Origin of the sequence: Pseudarthrobacter sp. NPDC059871 (assembly GCF_042731175.1) — a bacterium.
Classification (GTDB): domain Bacteria; phylum Actinomycetota; class Actinomycetes; order Actinomycetales; family Micrococcaceae; genus Arthrobacter.
This window is the reverse complement of record NZ_JBHWJV010000001.1, coordinates 334,912-349,646: the sequence shown is the minus strand read 5'-3', so window position 1 is coordinate 349,646 and position 14,735 is coordinate 334,912. Positions and strand designations below refer to the sequence as shown.

13 protein-coding genes are annotated in these 14,735 nt (G+C 64.9%); 3 read left to right on the top strand and 10 right to left on the bottom strand.

What is annotated here, in order from left to right; translation table 11 throughout:
- Nucleotides 1-23: 23 nt before the first annotated feature.
- On the bottom strand, nucleotides 24-1,724 hold the full coding sequence (locus tag ACFV4R_RS01550) for a hypothetical protein (RefSeq protein ID WP_377202262.1): 1,701 nt from the start codon (nucleotides 1,722-1,724) through the stop codon (nucleotides 24-26).
- 202 nt (nucleotides 1,725-1,926) lie between these two features.
- Between ACFV4R_RS01550 and ACFV4R_RS01545 the strand changes: the two genes are divergently transcribed.
- Entirely contained in the window at nucleotides 1,927-3,234 is a 1,308-nt protein-coding gene (locus tag ACFV4R_RS01545; RefSeq protein WP_377202263.1) for an AI-2E family transporter, read from the top strand.
- Between the two features lie 34 nt (nucleotides 3,235-3,268).
- Here ACFV4R_RS01545 and ACFV4R_RS01540 read toward each other — a convergent pair whose 3' ends face one another.
- Nucleotides 3,269-4,069 (bottom strand): alpha/beta hydrolase, encoded by an 801-nt coding sequence (locus tag ACFV4R_RS01540; RefSeq protein WP_377202264.1) that lies wholly within the window; start codon nucleotides 4,067-4,069, stop codon nucleotides 3,269-3,271.
- A gap of 71 nt (nucleotides 4,070-4,140) precedes the next feature.
- Nucleotides 4,141-4,494: a hypothetical protein gene (locus ACFV4R_RS01535; RefSeq protein ID WP_015937510.1), complete on the bottom strand. Its 354-nt coding sequence runs from the start codon at nucleotides 4,492-4,494 to the stop codon at nucleotides 4,141-4,143.
- A 118-nt stretch (nucleotides 4,495-4,612) separates the two neighbouring features.
- Here ACFV4R_RS01535 and nucS point away from each other — a divergent pair, with 118 nt between their 5' ends.
- Both nucS and ACFV4R_RS01525 read left to right on the top strand, forming a co-directional pair.
- Nucleotides 4,613-5,308, top strand: coding sequence for an endonuclease NucS (gene nucS / locus ACFV4R_RS01530; protein ID WP_015937511.1), 696 nt, complete (start codon nucleotides 4,613-4,615; stop codon nucleotides 5,306-5,308).
- Nucleotides 5,309-5,604: 296 nt separating this feature from the next.
- Nucleotides 5,605-5,808 carry a cold-shock protein gene (locus tag ACFV4R_RS01525; RefSeq protein ID WP_011692441.1) on the top strand — a complete coding sequence of 68 codons (204 nt, stop codon included), beginning with the start codon at nucleotides 5,605-5,607 and terminating at the stop codon, nucleotides 5,806-5,808.
- A 156-nt stretch (nucleotides 5,809-5,964) separates the two neighbouring features.
- On the opposite strand, the gene ACFV4R_RS01520 is transcribed toward ACFV4R_RS01525, so the two are convergent.
- From ACFV4R_RS01520 to atpA, 7 genes are all read right to left on the bottom strand, one after another.
- Nucleotides 5,965-8,499: a bifunctional lysylphosphatidylglycerol flippase/synthetase MprF gene (locus tag ACFV4R_RS01520; protein ID WP_377202265.1), complete on the bottom strand. Its 2,535-nt coding sequence runs from the start codon at nucleotides 8,497-8,499 to the stop codon at nucleotides 5,965-5,967.
- On the bottom strand, nucleotides 8,496-9,806 hold the full coding sequence (locus tag ACFV4R_RS01515) for an alpha/beta hydrolase (protein ID WP_377202266.1): 1,311 nt from the start codon (nucleotides 9,804-9,806) through the stop codon (nucleotides 8,496-8,498). Before ACFV4R_RS01515 ends, ACFV4R_RS01520 begins: the two co-directional genes overlap by 4 nt.
- Before the next feature lie 4 nt (nucleotides 9,807-9,810).
- Entirely contained in the window at nucleotides 9,811-10,242 is a 432-nt protein-coding gene (locus tag ACFV4R_RS01510; protein WP_377202267.1) for a DUF2550 domain-containing protein, read from the bottom strand.
- Between the two features lie 10 nt (nucleotides 10,243-10,252).
- On the bottom strand, nucleotides 10,253-10,537 hold the full coding sequence (locus tag ACFV4R_RS01505) for a F0F1 ATP synthase subunit epsilon (RefSeq protein WP_091721140.1): 285 nt from the start codon (nucleotides 10,535-10,537) through the stop codon (nucleotides 10,253-10,255).
- A gap of 1 nt (nucleotide 10,538) precedes the next feature.
- A complete protein-coding gene (atpD, locus tag ACFV4R_RS01500) occupies nucleotides 10,539-11,993 on the bottom strand; it encodes a F0F1 ATP synthase subunit beta (RefSeq protein ID WP_015937516.1) in 1,455 nt (484 codons plus the stop codon).
- A gap of 83 nt (nucleotides 11,994-12,076) precedes the next feature.
- Complete coding sequence (locus tag ACFV4R_RS01495) at nucleotides 12,077-12,967, bottom strand: F0F1 ATP synthase subunit gamma (RefSeq protein ID WP_377202268.1); 891 nt, start codon at nucleotides 12,965-12,967, stop codon at nucleotides 12,077-12,079.
- A 73-nt stretch (nucleotides 12,968-13,040) separates the two neighbouring features.
- A complete protein-coding gene (gene atpA, locus ACFV4R_RS01490) occupies nucleotides 13,041-14,678 on the bottom strand; it encodes a F0F1 ATP synthase subunit alpha (RefSeq protein WP_377202269.1) in 1,638 nt (545 codons plus the stop codon).
- Between the last annotated feature and the right edge of the window lie 57 nt (nucleotides 14,679-14,735).

The following is a 14,735-nucleotide window of genomic DNA, read 5'->3' as shown; positions in this document are numbered from 1 at the left end:
ATGGGACTACTTGGTGCGGGCGGTTACTTGAAGCTGGCGCCCACGAGCCCGCGGGTTGCTGCCACAAGCTTCATGGGATCGGAGGACCCCGCCGGCGGCACATAGACCGCCACCGACTCGGCGAAGCTCAGGACCATGCCGGTGGTGGTTTCCTTGCCTCCGGCCAGGGCTGCAGCGTCGTCACCAATGGAGAGCTTGTCCCCGGCGGCCTTCGGGGTTCCTTCGAAGCCGAAGTTGATGCGGCCCAGCACCAGTGCGCCGCCATCCTCGGTGCGGAACACCACGGTGCCTTCGGGAGCCACTTTGTGGGTGAAGGAGAAGTTTCCGTTTTCGCCGGCCTTGACCACCTCGGCCTGGTAGGACAGGGTATCGGCAATGTACGGCGAGGACTCGCCTTCCACGATCTTGTCCTTGAAGGCCGAATCGGCATTGCTGAGCCGGTCGGCCAAGCCCGACAGGGCCTCTTCCCCGGTGTACAGCAGGCCCGTCTTGTCCTTGGCTTCCACCGTCTCGGTCCCGTTCCGGCTGATGGCGGGGAACGTGGTGCCCGGCTGGAGCGGCGTAGTCTCCATGAGCTTGTAGTTTTCCCGCGGAGACTTCTGGACCAGGGTCAGGAGCTGGGGAACCACGTTGCCATCGCCCTGGGAAACGGCGAGGACCGAGCGCGGCCATCCACGGTCCGTGGTGACCGCCGTCGTCAGGAGCTTGGTGGACCGGACCGGCATGCGGGCCTCATACGAGCCCACCTGCGAGCGGATCTTGTAGTTCGAGGTCCGGACTTCCAGCTCCGTGCCGCCCACGCGGTCCGCCAGCTTGGCAGCATCCTTGGCCGCGTCGCCGGCGTCGACAGCACTGGACACCTGCTCCAGGATGCGGCGGAACTGCACGTCGAGCAGGACGGGGGCGGCGTTTCCACCCTGGGCGGCCGGCGCCGAGGCCGAGCCTGTGGGAGAAGGTGCAGGCGATGTGGCGGCGGTGGCAGTTCCCGTGCCGGCCAGTACCGCCGCGGCCACGCCGGCGGCCGCCATGGTGACCCTGGAGGAGGTGCGGGCCTGCTTGCGTGCACGGGCACGCTGGGCGAATCCGCTGCCCTCGCCGTCGCCGTCACCGTCGCGCCGGCGGGCCGAGAGCACTGCGAGGACAATCCCGCCAAGGATGAGCAGTCCGCCGAGGACCATCAGCGGGATGGCCCAGGGAGTGGCGGTGTCGTTAGGGAAGGTCATCGAAACAGTCGCGGGAGCAGCCTTGGTTCCGTCAGCGGCCAGCAGCAACGTCCAGTCGCCGTCTGCCGGAGGCGTCCAGGAGTATTCGAGCTCACCGCTGGCGTTCTCCGTGGTGACCCAAAGGTCGGATCCTGCAGGGTTGGGTGCCGTGGCTTCACCGTCGGTATGTTCAACCTGCAGGGACTTGCCGTCCTCGGACGTTCCCGTGATGGTGTTGTGGGCAGCGGTACCCACCCATGCCTCGACGTCGTCGGGCCGGCCCGCGGCAAGCATGAAGTTGCCGTCGCCCTGGACATCGATCTTGACGGTTCCGCCGTGGAGTGTCCGCAGCTTCTGGTCGAAGACGGTCAACGGGGCAGCCGTAGCGTCGGCCGGCGCGGACGCCGTAAATGTCTCGGAAGGGGCCCAGATGGTCTTCTGGCCGATACCGGCCAAAAGTGTCAGGAGGCCGAGCAGCACAAGTGCGGCTGCAGTCTTTAAACGCAAGGGAACACCTATCATCAGCGGGGTTTAGCTTCAATAGTAACCATTTTGTTACCACGAGCCCCAGTTCAGGCCCGCTTCACCGCTTTCCGGCATCCCGCGTTAAGCCTCGCTGCGGTGCTCCTCCGCAGGTGTTGACAAGCCTGCTGATAGTGTTTGCGATGATCATCACACCGGCCCGCCAAGGCGGTGCCATGCACGGAACAGGCGCCAAAAACCAGTGACTGACAAGACGGACGAGTCCTCCCAGGCAGCAGGCGATCCAAGGGACGTTGGGCCGTCGCCCACGGTCCCCCAGGGTTCCGGAACTGCCCGCCGGAAAGGTGCCGCCGCAGCAGCGCTGGGCTTCCTCGCCCGCCTCCGCCAACCGCTTCCCGGCGCGCAGCCCCGGCTCCGGTTCGAAATGCCCCCGGAGTACTCCCAGCAGGACCAAACCACCGAGGACCCGGACGGGGTAGCGCGTCCCCAGTACGGCGCGCCCGGGCCACGGATGTCCCCGCAGCATCCGCTCTACATGGGCTTCATGGGGACCGTCGGCGTTGGTGCGGCGCTGCTGGTCTACTGGATCGGTTCCCACACCACCCAGTTGCTCCTGTGGATCGTTGCGGCACTGTTCATCGCGCTGGGCCTGGAGCCCGTGGTGAAGTGGCTCGAGAACCGCAAGATTCCCCGGCCGGCCGGAATCCTGATGTCAGTCGCCGTGCTTATTCTCGCCGTCGTTGGCTTCTTCGCGACGCTGATCCCTACGATCGTCCAGCAGGTCACCGAGATAGTGCAGCAGGCGCCCACGTGGGTCCGGGACTTCATGAACTCGGACCTGTTCCGCACCCTGGACGACCAGTTCGGCGTCCGGGACCGCATCGCCGATGAGCTGAACAAGTTCGTCAACGATCCCAACGCCATGGGCGGAATCGCCGGCGGCGTCGTGGGATTCGGTTCCACGGTGGCCAACGGCCTGTTCGGCGCTTTGATTGTCCTGGTGCTCAGCCTCTACTTCCTCGCCGCCCTGCCGGCGATGAAGAAATGGGGATACCGGCTGGCCCCGCGTTCCCGCCGGCACCGTGTGGAGGCGTTGTCGGATGCCATCACCAAGTCAGTGGGCAACTACGTGATTGGCCAGGCCTGCGTTGCCCTGCTCAATGCCACCTTCGCGTTCATCGTGATGTCGATCGTGGGCATCCCGTTCGCACTGCTGCTCGCGTTCGTGGTGGCATTGCTTGCCTTCATCCCATTGGTGGGTGCCATGATCGCCGGGGTGGTCGTGGTCCTCATCGCCCTGACGGTGGGCTGGCAGACGGCCGTTATCTACGCCATTTGCTACTTTGCCTACCTCCAGTTCGAGGCCTACTTCATCTCACCGCGCATCATGCAGAAGGCTGTGGCCGTGCCCGGCGCGGTCGCCGTGATTTCAGTGATCGCCGGCGGCAGCCTGCTGGGGGTCCTGGGCGCCCTCATCGCGATTCCCACCGCGGCTGCCATCCTGTTGCTGATCAAGGAGATCTACATCGTCCGGCAGGACCAGCACTAGCCCCACACCATGGGGATCCCGCTCCGGGGACGTCTCAGGAGGCGGCAGTCGCCGTGGGCCCGTCCCACTCCGTGGGCAGCGCAGCGGCGTTCCCGCCCGTTGCGGACACCCGCCCCACAATCTCGTTCAGGACCCGTGCGGCGTACTTCTCGCCCACCCACAGATGCTTTGCGCCGTCCACGCCCAGCACGCGCGCTTGGGGAACCAGGCTGAAGCGGGCTGCCGCTTCGGCTGGCTGGAGGAAGTCATCGTGCTCCGGCACCAGGACCGTCAGCGGTTTGCCCGACTCCGCCCACAGCTGCAGGTGCTTGTCGGTGGCACGGTGCAGCGGCGGGGACAGCAGGACAGCACCCTCCACCTGCGAGGCCACAGGTTCGGTGGCACCGTACATCAGGGCCAGTTCCGTTCCGAAGGACCAGCCCACCAGCCACCGGTTGGGCAGGCCGCGTTCGACGGCGAAACGGACGGCCGCCTCCACGTCGTGGCGTTCCCCGACGCCTTCCTCGAACGCACCCGTGCTGGTGCCCCGGGGGGAGCCGGTGCCGCGCGTGTTGAAACGCAGCACAGCGATGCCGGCCAGCGCCGGCAGCCGGTAGGACGCCTTGCGGTAAACGTGCGAGTCCATGAAGCCGCCGTGCGTTGGAAGCGGGTGCAGCGTGATCAGCGTGGCCCGGACCTCGCCGGATTCTGGCAGGGCGAGCTCGCCCACCAGAGTGTGACCGTCCGCTGTCCGCAGCTCGACGTTCTCGCGCCTGGCCGGCAGGACCGTGGAGGCACGGATGGGAACGGGGCCAGCGGCCTGGCTGAATTCGTACGACGCCGGATCAAAAGTCATGCCTGCCAGCTTAGCGACAGCGGGCGGTCTCCACGGCCCGGGCTCCCCCGCGCCGGCTGTTCAGGGCCGCGTCAGCGGTACCTGTAGCTGCGTGAATTCCAGCAGTTCGTGTGCCAGTGGCGCCGTTCAGCGAGGCCGGCGGCGGCACCGAACAGGTGATCGTCCTTCCAGACCACCAGGTGTGCCACCCCGGGCAGCACGGCGGTGGAACATTCGGGGCAGATGTAGGTCTTCGCCGCGTTACGCGCTGTCATGCTGCGGACCATCCATTCCCCGTCCGGCGCACTTTCCCGGCGGGCAATGCCTGCCCGGGCCCGTTCAAGGTCCAGCTCGGGAACGTCGCCGTTCCCCTTTTTTCCAGTTCCCCGCCCGGTGGCCGCAGGCTTCCCGGACACGGGACGGCGGGGACGGTTGGAGCGCGGCATGCATCCATTCTGCCCCAGCGGGAGCGGCCGCCACTGCAGCGTCCCCGCGGCGGGTGGATGCACTGCCGCCGGCGTCGCCGTCGTTCACCCCGCTCGCGCACCCGGTAGTGTGTACGGCGTGCGACTTGTGATTGCCCGATGCTCCGTTGATTATGTTGGCCGGCTCAAAGCCCATCTCCCCCTCGCCACCAGGCTCCTGCTGGTCAAGGCTGACGGCTCTGTCCTTGTGCATTCAGACGGTGGCTCGTACAAGCCCCTGAACTGGATGAGTCCGCCGGCCACACTCCGTGTTTCGTCACCGGAGGATGTTGACCTGGAGTTGGGAGTCGCGGAGCAGTGGACGGTCCAGTCCGCCAAGACGGATGACCGGCTGATCATCAATATCCACGAAAAGCTCAGCGAAACCTCGCACGACCTCGGCGTGGACCCGGGCCTGATCAAGGACGGCGTGGAAGCGGACCTCCAGCGGCTCCTCGCCGATCAGATTGAAACGCTGGGAACAGGCTATTCGCTGATCCGGCGCGAATACTTCACGGCCATCGGTCCGGTGGACATCCTGGCCCGGGACGGCGACGGCGCAACCGTGGCCATCGAACTCAAGCGGCGGGGGGACATCGATGGCGTGGAGCAACTCACCCGCTACCTCGAACTGTTGAACCGCGATCCCCTGCTGGCACCGGTGCGCGGCATTTTCGCCGCCCAGCAGATCAAGCCGCAGGCCAAGGTCCTCGCCAACGACCGCGGGATTGATTGCGTCACCCTTGATTACGACGCAATGCGCGGTGTCGACGACAGTGAATCACGGCTCTTCTGACGCCGCCTGACTTTCAGGCATTGGCCAATTGTGTCCTGACAAGGCATCCACCCCGGTTTTTACCTAAAATTTGTCCGATTCCGCCGCCGAAGCGTTGACCTGCGGGAACGGGCGTGAAATTCTTAACTCAGTCTTTGTGTAGGTGTTATTCATGCTCGCAAGACATGTTGCGAGCGCGAAGCTCCTGCAGGGCCAGTTCCTTTCCCGGACGGCTATTCAGGATTCTTCTCGCGGAGTGACCAAGGCCGGTACGAAGTGTGCCGATCTTAAGAAAGTTCCACAATGAGGAGAAATAAATGGCACAGGGAACTGTGAAGTGGTTCAACGCTGAAAAGGGCTTCGGCTTCATTACCCCGGACGACTCCGACGGCGACGTCTTCGTCCACTACTCCGAGATCCAGACCGGCGGCTTCAAGACCCTCGACGAGAACCAGCGTGTTCAGTTCGAAATCGGTCAGGGCGCCAAGGGCCCGCAGGCCACCGGCGTTACGCTCGTCTAGTCTTCGGACAGACTGCTAAGCCTGATTAGCAAGAATGGTCCCCGGCACAATTGCCGGGGACCATTTCTTTTGCCTGCCGCATTGTCCGGCCAGCCTTAGCCTTTGCTTTATGCGGCCCGGGCCCGGGCGGTATCCGGCGGCGATCGGCATCCTTTATCAGACTAAATTCCGGACCAGCCTCGCGCCCTGGGGCAAGGACAGCCCAGGCAGGTAGGCCCGGGTGAGCGCGCGGCCGATCGCCGGCAGCTGAAGAGGGTCCTGATAGTAGAGGTACAACGCCCGGTACTCGGGTTTGAACCGGGACTTGAAGGCGGCCAATGACCGGAAGCCATAGACGGGTTCCAGCGCGTGGCCCACCAGGTCCAGGATGCGGACCAGGTTCTTGGCTCCCCCCTGGGCGGTGTCCTCGGCTCCCCCGTCATTCGCCAGCGGTGAACCGGACAGCGAAATCACCTCCACGGAATCCCGCAGTTCCAGGACAGCGGAGGCGATCAGGAATTCCATCACGCCGGGGAAACCCCCGGCGCCCCTGCGCATCACGTCCAGCGTCCGGCTGACAAGGCGGCCGTCGTCGTACACGGGAAGCCAACTGGTGAACCCGTGGACCCTGCCCTCACCGTCAACGGCGAGACAGCACAGCACCTCATCGTCGTCGAGCTCGTCCACGCTGCCAAGGGTGAACCCCATTTCCGGAACGGACTTTCCGGCGGCCCATTCCTCGGACACTTCGTTCAACCGGGTGCGCAAGGCAGCAGGCAGCCCGCTGTACGGACCCCAGACGGCATGCACCCCCAGCTTGGCCGCCCGGTTCAGCGCTGTCCGGACGTTCTGCCACTCCTTGCCCTTGAATTCCAGCTCCCGGATGGCCAGCCGGGTTTCCTGGGCCACCGATACCCGGGAGAAACCGCGCTCACGCAGGGCCGGCCACACCGAGTCGTCGCAGGAATACAGTGCCGGAATCAGCGCCTCGCGCCGGCAATGGCCGAGGAACCCCTCCGTGACGGCCAGCTGGGATCCGGCAGGGCCGATGGCACACCCGAGGGTGAGGGCCACGCTGCCGTGCTGCTGGTAGGCCATGGCGCCCTGGCCGTCCGGGCTGAACCAATACGTGTTCGGTTCCCAGAGAGCCATCCAGGACAGCGGGCCGCCGCCCTGGTGGAGCAGCGTCCGCGCACGTGCCCGGTCCTGCCGGCCGGAGTCGTGCCCGTGGTTTCCGCCCAGCAGCGCCCACCACACAGCTGCCAGCGCAATGAGCCAGAACACGGGCCCGGAATAGGCGAAGAGGACAGCCTCAACAGTGTTCCGGTCTGCGAAGACCCGGTGGAAATGCTGCGGAATCGGCACCGGTACATACTGCCGTGCCAGCTCGGCAAACAGACCCAGCACACCGCCGTCGCGGGACATCCCGCCAGAGGCGAACCATGCGGTGGCATAGGCGGCAGCCAGCACCCCCCAGGAGCCGCCCACCAGCACGGCAAGCGTGCGCCGGGCGGTGGGCAGGGTCTGCACCCGGAACTGCCTCCGGTTCAGCCAAAGGATGACGGACAGCAGCAGTGGAACCACCACCAGAGGAAGCACATGGGCAAAGGCGGAGCCCATGGGCGCCGCGTGCGGGCCCTGCGGCCTGGAGGGAACCAGGGCGAACAGTGCAAGGTACACGGCGGCAAGGGCTGTCACAGCCAGCTGGATCGCCAGGGCAATGTTCAGGGCCATCCTGCGTCCCCGGCGCATCCCGTCGGCGCAGATCAGCAGCAGGACCACCGGGACCACTGCCAGGGCCAAGCCGAACGGACCGGCGAAACCTGCCCTGCCCGCTTCAAGGCAGGACGCTTCCACGGTGGCACCGCAGTTGAACGCCAATTGGCCCAGCGTGGGCAGCGGATTCAGGACAACGTCCCGGAGCAGCGCCAGCGGCCCGGTGGGTGCCCGGGTGATCCCGGTAAGGATGGGCCCGACGGCGAACACTGCCACCATCAGGGCCAGCAGGTTACGGGCCTCCCGTCCCGTGGAGCGGTGGCGGTGGAGCCTGCCTTCGTCGCCTTGGATCCACCAGCCCACCAGGAGTCCCAGCAGCGCGCCAAGGAGGCCGATCACCGTCTCGGCATGTCCCACGTACAGGACGAGCAGGAGCGAGATCGAGAGGGCCGTCGTCCGCAGGCGCCGCTGCCAGAGCACCGGCAGCCGGGCGCTGCCTGCCATGCCTGCGGCGAGCACCGGAGCGTAGGGGCCGATCAGGATGACGTCGGTCATGGTGTCGAGCCAACCGTCCCCCACATAGGCCGCGAGCTGGGTCACCAGGAGGAACAGCGTGACGGCCGCGAACTGGCCCCCCAGGAACAGTGCAGCGGCAGCCCGGAATCCGAGTTTCCGTTCGGCCAGGCCCAGCAGCACAATGATCATCAGTCCGGCCACCACATAGGCAGTGGGGTTGGTGGCGAAGAAGAGGCTGGTGAACAGCGACCACCAACGGCCCTCACGCAGTCCGGGACCGCTGACGCCGGCAACATCCAGCAGCTGCTCGGACGGACCGGCCAGGAAGCTGTCAGTAGCCGCGCCGGTCCCCACAAACAGGGCAAGAACCGCAAGCGTGAACGGCATGGCCTTCAGCCCCGCCGCGGCCCTGCCCAGCGTTGGCCGGACCACGGTGTCCCAGGCCAACGCCATGGTCCGGGTGTCCTGTCCGCCGGTCATCCGCCGGCCCTCCACTGGTCTGCGAGGAACTGCAGGGCATCGCCAAACCGCCGGGACGACGTGTCCCACGAGTGCCCGGTGTGCTCCACCTCGTAGGCGCGCACGGTGAATCCGGCATCCTGGGCAGCGGCCGCCAGGGTCCTGAGGTAGCCCACAAATTCAGTATCGTTCTGCCCGGCCGTCAGGTACAGGCCGTGGCCGTCAAAGCGCTTGTCCGCCATAATAGCCAGCGGCGTCTGCCGCAGGAACGCCTCGGGGTCGCCCGGGAAGGCGGCGTCGACGGTCTTCTGGCGTTCCTTGGCGATGGCAGGCTCTGCTTCTGCCGAGAACGCGAGGACCTCGGGGAACAGGTCGGGATGGCGGGTTCCCAGCTGGATGGCGCACGTGCCGCCGAAGGAGAATCCCCCTACGGCCCAGTACGCATGGTCCGTGTCCACGGCAAGGGTGGAGCTGATCCACCGCGGCACATCCTGCGACAGGTAAGTATCAGCGTGGGCAATCTGGCTGTCCATGCACATGGTGTTGGCGTTCTGCGACCCGTTGGCATCGGGGACCACCACCACGGGAGCCACGCCGCCATGCGCGGCTGCAAAGGAGTCCATGTGGCCGCGGAGGGCTCCGCCGGTCAGCCAGTCGGCCGGACCGCCGGGCTGGCCGGCAATGAGGACCAATACGGGCAACGCCGGACGGTTCTGTGCAAAGTAGGCCGGAGGAAGGTAGATGAAGGCGTCCCGGGTATCCATGCCGGAGATGGTGCCTGGAATGGCGGCCTTCCGCAGGACTCCCCCGTCCGGGATGTCCCCTTGCGGACGCCAGCCCTGCAGCGCCCCGCCGTCGGGCGCTCCCGCCGGCCGAACGAGGTTCTGTTCCAGGGCAGGAATGCGCGCAAGGGCGGTCCCCATCAGGTCGCTCACCGTACGGTTGAGGCCGAAGTAGGCGTTGATTTGCACGCTGGACAGTGCGATCACCAGCAGTGCGGCCGCCAGGCCACCGCCACGGCGGCGCCAGGAGTTCCGGGGCAAGAGGAACAGCCAGAGCAGTACCGCAGCCACAGCGGGCACCAGCCACAAAAGGACCGGGTCCGGGATGTTCTCCGGGAAAACGGAATAGAGGTTAATCAGCGCCCAGTGGACGGTTGCCACCAGCGCAAAGGCCACGGCAACGGCCGCAATGACCCGGCAGAGCCAGCGCAGCGGTCCGTGGGGCGGCGGTGGCATGAGGAGGAACGCGGCGCCGGCGAGGCCCAGGATCAGCGAGGCCCAGTAGAGGGGGCCGTCGGTCAGCCGGACATCAAAGATCCAGTCCACGCGTCTAACGCCAGGTGCCGATGCCGATGACCGGCCCGGCTTCCAGCCACGACGACAATCCTGTGTAGGCATCGAACTTCATGGCGAGCCGCAGGTCCTGGCCCTCGTAGCGCAGTTCCACGATGACGACGTCGGGCTGTACCTTGACGGCTTCGGCTTCGGTGGGCTGGCGGCGGCCAAGGAGTTCAAGGGAATGCCGCTTGAACTTGTGTTTGGGGCGGACACTGAGCGAAAGCAGCCGGAACCACTCAAGATCGTTGTCCTGATAACGACAAACCCCCATCTGCCAGCTGTTTCCAGCCATGCAAATGGAGGCGTCCACCGTGCCGAGGGCACGCCGCAGGTTAAAGCGGCGCACCCCCGAAAGGCACAGTGCAAAAATCAGCAATCCAAAGGCGATTGCCAGTGCGATGAACGAAATACCCGGTGCGTCCATCAAGGTCGTGCTAGCGGATCCCAGCGGTAGCCGAGCCGCCAAGCTGGGCGTTGTCAGCAACGATGACTACCCGGTTGTTGTCGACGGAGAAGAACCCGCCGTCAACATCGACCGAAATACGGTCCCCGGACACCGGCTGGATCGCGAGTTCACCTTCGGCCAGGATCGCCAGCAGGGGCGAGTGGCCGGGCAGGATTCCGATCTCACCATCGCTGGTGCGGGCCTTGACCATCGTGGCCGCTCCGGACCACACGAAGTGGTCCGCTGCGACAATCTCAACCTCAAGCTCAGCCATATTACTTGGTCTGTTCCTGGATCTTGGCCCACTGGCGCTCAACGTCATCGAGGCCGCCGACGTTGAAGAACGCCTGCTCCGCAATGTGGTCGAGCTCGCCGTCGCAGATGGCGGTGAAGCCTTCGACGGTGTCCTTGATGGAAACCGTGGAGCCTTCGACGCCGGTGAACTGCTTGGCGGTGTAGGTGTTCTGCGAGAGGAACTGCTGGATACGGCGTGCACGCGACACGACGATCTTGTCCTCTTCGGAGAGTTCGTCAACGCCGAGGATGGCGATGATGTCCTGGAGTTCCTTGTTCTTCTGCAGGATCTGCTTCACGCGGACAGCCGTGTTGTAGTGATCCTTGCCGATGTACTGCGGGTCCAGGATTCGCGACGTGGAGGTCAGCGGATCCACGGCCGGGTACAGGCCACGGGAGGCGATTTCACGGGAAAGTTCCGTGGTGGCGTCCAGGTGCGCGAACGTGGTGGCCGGGGCCGGGTCGGTGTAGTCATCTGCAGGAACGTAGATGGCCTGCATCGAGGTGATGGAGTGGCCCTTGGTGGAGGTAATGCGTTCCTGCAGGAGACCCATTTCGTCGGCCAGGTTGGGCTGGTAGCCCACGGCGGACGGCATGCGGCCGAGCAGGGTGGAAACCTCGGAACCTGCCTGCGTGAAGCGGAAGATGTTGTCGATGAACAGCAGCACGTCCTGGTTCTGGACATCGCGGAAGTACTCCGCCATGGTCAGTGCGGACAGTGCAACGCGAAGGCGCGTTCCCGGCGGCTCATCCATCTGGCCGAATACAAGGGCGGTGTCCTTGAGGACGCCTGCCTCTTCCATTTCTACCCAGAGGTCGTTACCCTCACGGGTACGCTCGCCAACACCGGCGAATACCGAAGTACCACCGAAGTTGCGGGCAACACGGGTGATCATTTCCTGGATCAGAACGGTCTTGCCCACGCCGGCGCCGCCGAACAGGCCGATCTTGCCACCCTTGATGTACGGGGTGAGAAGGTCGATGACCTTGATGCCGGTTTCCAGCATCTCGGTGGAACCTTCGAGCGAAGCGAAGGCAGGCGCCTTGCGGTGGATCGGCCAGCGTTCGCTGATATCCAGCTCCGACTCGGTAACGTCCAGGGGCTGGCCCAGCACGTTGAAGATGTGGCCCTTGACGCCGTCGCCAACGGGGACGGAGATGGGGGCACCGGAGTCCACCACTGAGGTGCCGCGGACCAGTCCGTCAGTAGCCTGCAGGGAGATGGCGCGGACGAGGTTGTCACCCAGGTGCTGGGAGGTCTCGAACGTGATGGTCTTGGTCTCACCGTTGAGAGTAATCTCGGTGGTGAGGGCGTTATAGATCGACGGGATTGCGTCAGCCGGGAATTCGACGTCGACAACCGGGCCGATTACGCGCGCAATACGGCCGGTGGCACCGGACGTTGCGGCTACGTGTTCGGTAGCAGTGGCAGTCATCTCTCTCACTTCACTCAGTAGATGGCGTGGGGTTAAGTTTATCTGTTGTGGTGCAGGTTCCGCGGAGACCGGGGCAGTGCAGGCTAGGACGCAAGAGCGTCGGCGCCGGCAACAATCTCGGAGAGCTCCTGCGTGATCTCGGCCTGGCGGGCCGTGTTCCGCAGACGCGTGTACTTCTTGATCAGGTCGGTGGCGTTGTCCCCTGCCGACTTCATCGCGCGCTGGCGGGCAGCCAGCTCGGAAGCGGCGGCCTGCAGCATTGCTGCGAACAGGCGTGACTCGATGTAGCGGGGCAGCAGCGCGTCGAGGACCTGTTCGGTCTCCGGCTCGAACTCGTACAGCGGCAGCAGGTCTGACTCGGAGGCGGCTTCCTCTTCCACTACCTCAAGCGGCAGCAGGCGGATGACCGTGGGCTCCTGGGTGACCATGGACTTGAAGCGTGTGTAGACAACATGGATTTCGTCCACGCCGCCTTCTTCGAAGTCCGCAGCAAAGTCGGCCAGCAATGCGGCTCCGATTTCACGCGCGGTGCTGAACTCGGGTGCGTCAGTTCCTCCGGTCCAGACCCGCGCATATTCGCGGTTCCGGAAGTCGAAGTAAGCCTGGGACTTACGTCCCACGAGGTAGGTCTTGACTTCCTTGCCTTCGGCGTGGAGCAGCTCGTTGAGACCTTCCGCCTGCTTGAGGACGCTGGCCGAGTAAGAACCTGCCAGGCCGCGGTCCGAGGTAATAACCAGGACGGCGGCTCGGCGGATCTGCTCCGGCTCAGTGACCAGCGGGTGGTCGATTTCGCTTTGGCTGGCGACAGCAGAAACGGCGCGCGTGATCGCGTTCGCGTAAGGCAGTGAAGCTGCTACGCGCGCACGGGCCTTCCCGATGCGCGAGGTAGCGATCAGTTCCATCGCCTTGAAGATCTTGCGCATCGACGTGGTCGAGCTGATCTTCTGGCGGTAGACCCGGATCTGGGCTCCCATACTTATCCTTTCCTAAGATTCCGTAAACCGGGTGTGCCGGACCCTGCGGGCCCGGCACACCCGGCCATCGGAACTAGCGCTTCTGCTTGACGATCTTTTCCTGGTCGACTTCACCCTCGGAGATGGCGTCATGTGCCTCGTGGCCTGCGCCCACCAAGTGGTTGTCGCCTTCGCCGAAGAAGCCCTTCTTGAAGTCGATGATGGAGGACTTCAGAGCTGCTGCGGTGTCATCGTCCATCACGTTGGTCTGCGCCAGCGTGGTGAGGATGGAGGACTTGTGCTTGAGGTGCTCCAGGAACTCGGTTTCGAACCGGTTCACATCCTCAACCGGAACGTCATCCAGGTGGCCGTTGGTGCCTGCCCAGATGGAGACAACCTGGTCCTCAACCGGGAACGGTGAGTACTGGCCCTGCTTGAGCAGTTCCATCAGGCGGGCTCCACGGGTGAGCTGCTGGCGTGAGGCGGCGTCCAGGTCCGAGGCAAACATGGCGAAGGCCTGCATGTCGCGGTACTGGGCGAGTTCCAGCTTCAAGGTGCCGGAGACCTTCTTCATGGACTTCACCTGCGCTGCACCGCCAACGCGGGACACCGAAACGCCCACGTCGACTGCCGGACGCTGGTTGGCGTTGAAGAGGTCTGACTGCAGGAAGATCTGGCCGTCGGTGATGGAGATGACGTTGGTCGGGATGTAGGCGGACACGTCGTTCGCCTTGGTCTCGATCAGCGGCAGGCCCGTCATGGAACCGGCACCGAGCTCGTCGGAGAGCTTTGCACAACGCTCCAGGAGACGGGAGTGCAAGTAGAAGACGTCACCGGGGTAGGCTTCGCGTCCCGGCGGGCGGCGGAGCAGCAGGGACACAGCGCGGTAGGCTTCAGCCTGCTTGGACAGGTCATCAAACACGATGAGGACGTGCTTGCCGCCGTACATCCAGTGCTGGCCGATCGCGGAACCGGCGTACGGTGCCAGGTATTTGAAGCCGGCGGGGTCGGATGCGGGAGACGCCACGATGGTGGTGTACTCGAGCGCGCCGTTTTCCTCGAGGGTCTGGCGGACAGCGGCAATGGTGGATGCCTTCTGGCCGATCGCCACGTAGATGCAGCGGACCTGCTTGGTCACATCGCCGGAAGCCCAGTTGGCCTTCTGGTTGATGATGGTGTCGATCGCAATGGCCGACTTGCCGGTCTGGCGGTCACCAATGATCAGCTGACGCTGGCCGCGGCCGATCGGAATCATGGCGTCGATGGCCTTGAGACCGGTCTGCATCGGCTCGTGCACCGACTTGCGCTGCGTCACGCCGGGAGCCTGGAGCTCCAGGGCACGGGTGGCTTCAGCCTTGATCTCGCCGAGGTCGTCGATGGGCACGCCCAACGGGTCGACTACGCGGCCGAGGAAGGCGTCGCCCACGGGCACGGACAGAACCTGTCCGGTGCGGTGGACTTCCTGGCCTTCTTCGATACCGGTGAAGTCGCCGAGGATGATGACGCCGATTTCGCGGACGTCAAGGTTCTGGGCGAGGCCCAGGGTGCCGTCCTCGAAGCGCAGCAGCTCGTTCGCCATGACCGAGGGAAGGCCCTCAACACGGGCGATGCCGTCACTAGCGGTGGTTACGCGGCCGACCTCTACGCGTTCTGCGTTTCCGGGTTCGTAGGACGCCGCGAACTCGTTCAGCGCATTACGGACGTCGTCGGCGTTGATGGTCAATTCGGCCATCTGCAGTCCCTGCTCTCCTGTTTTGTGATCACCGTCAGGTGACCGGGGTTTCTATCA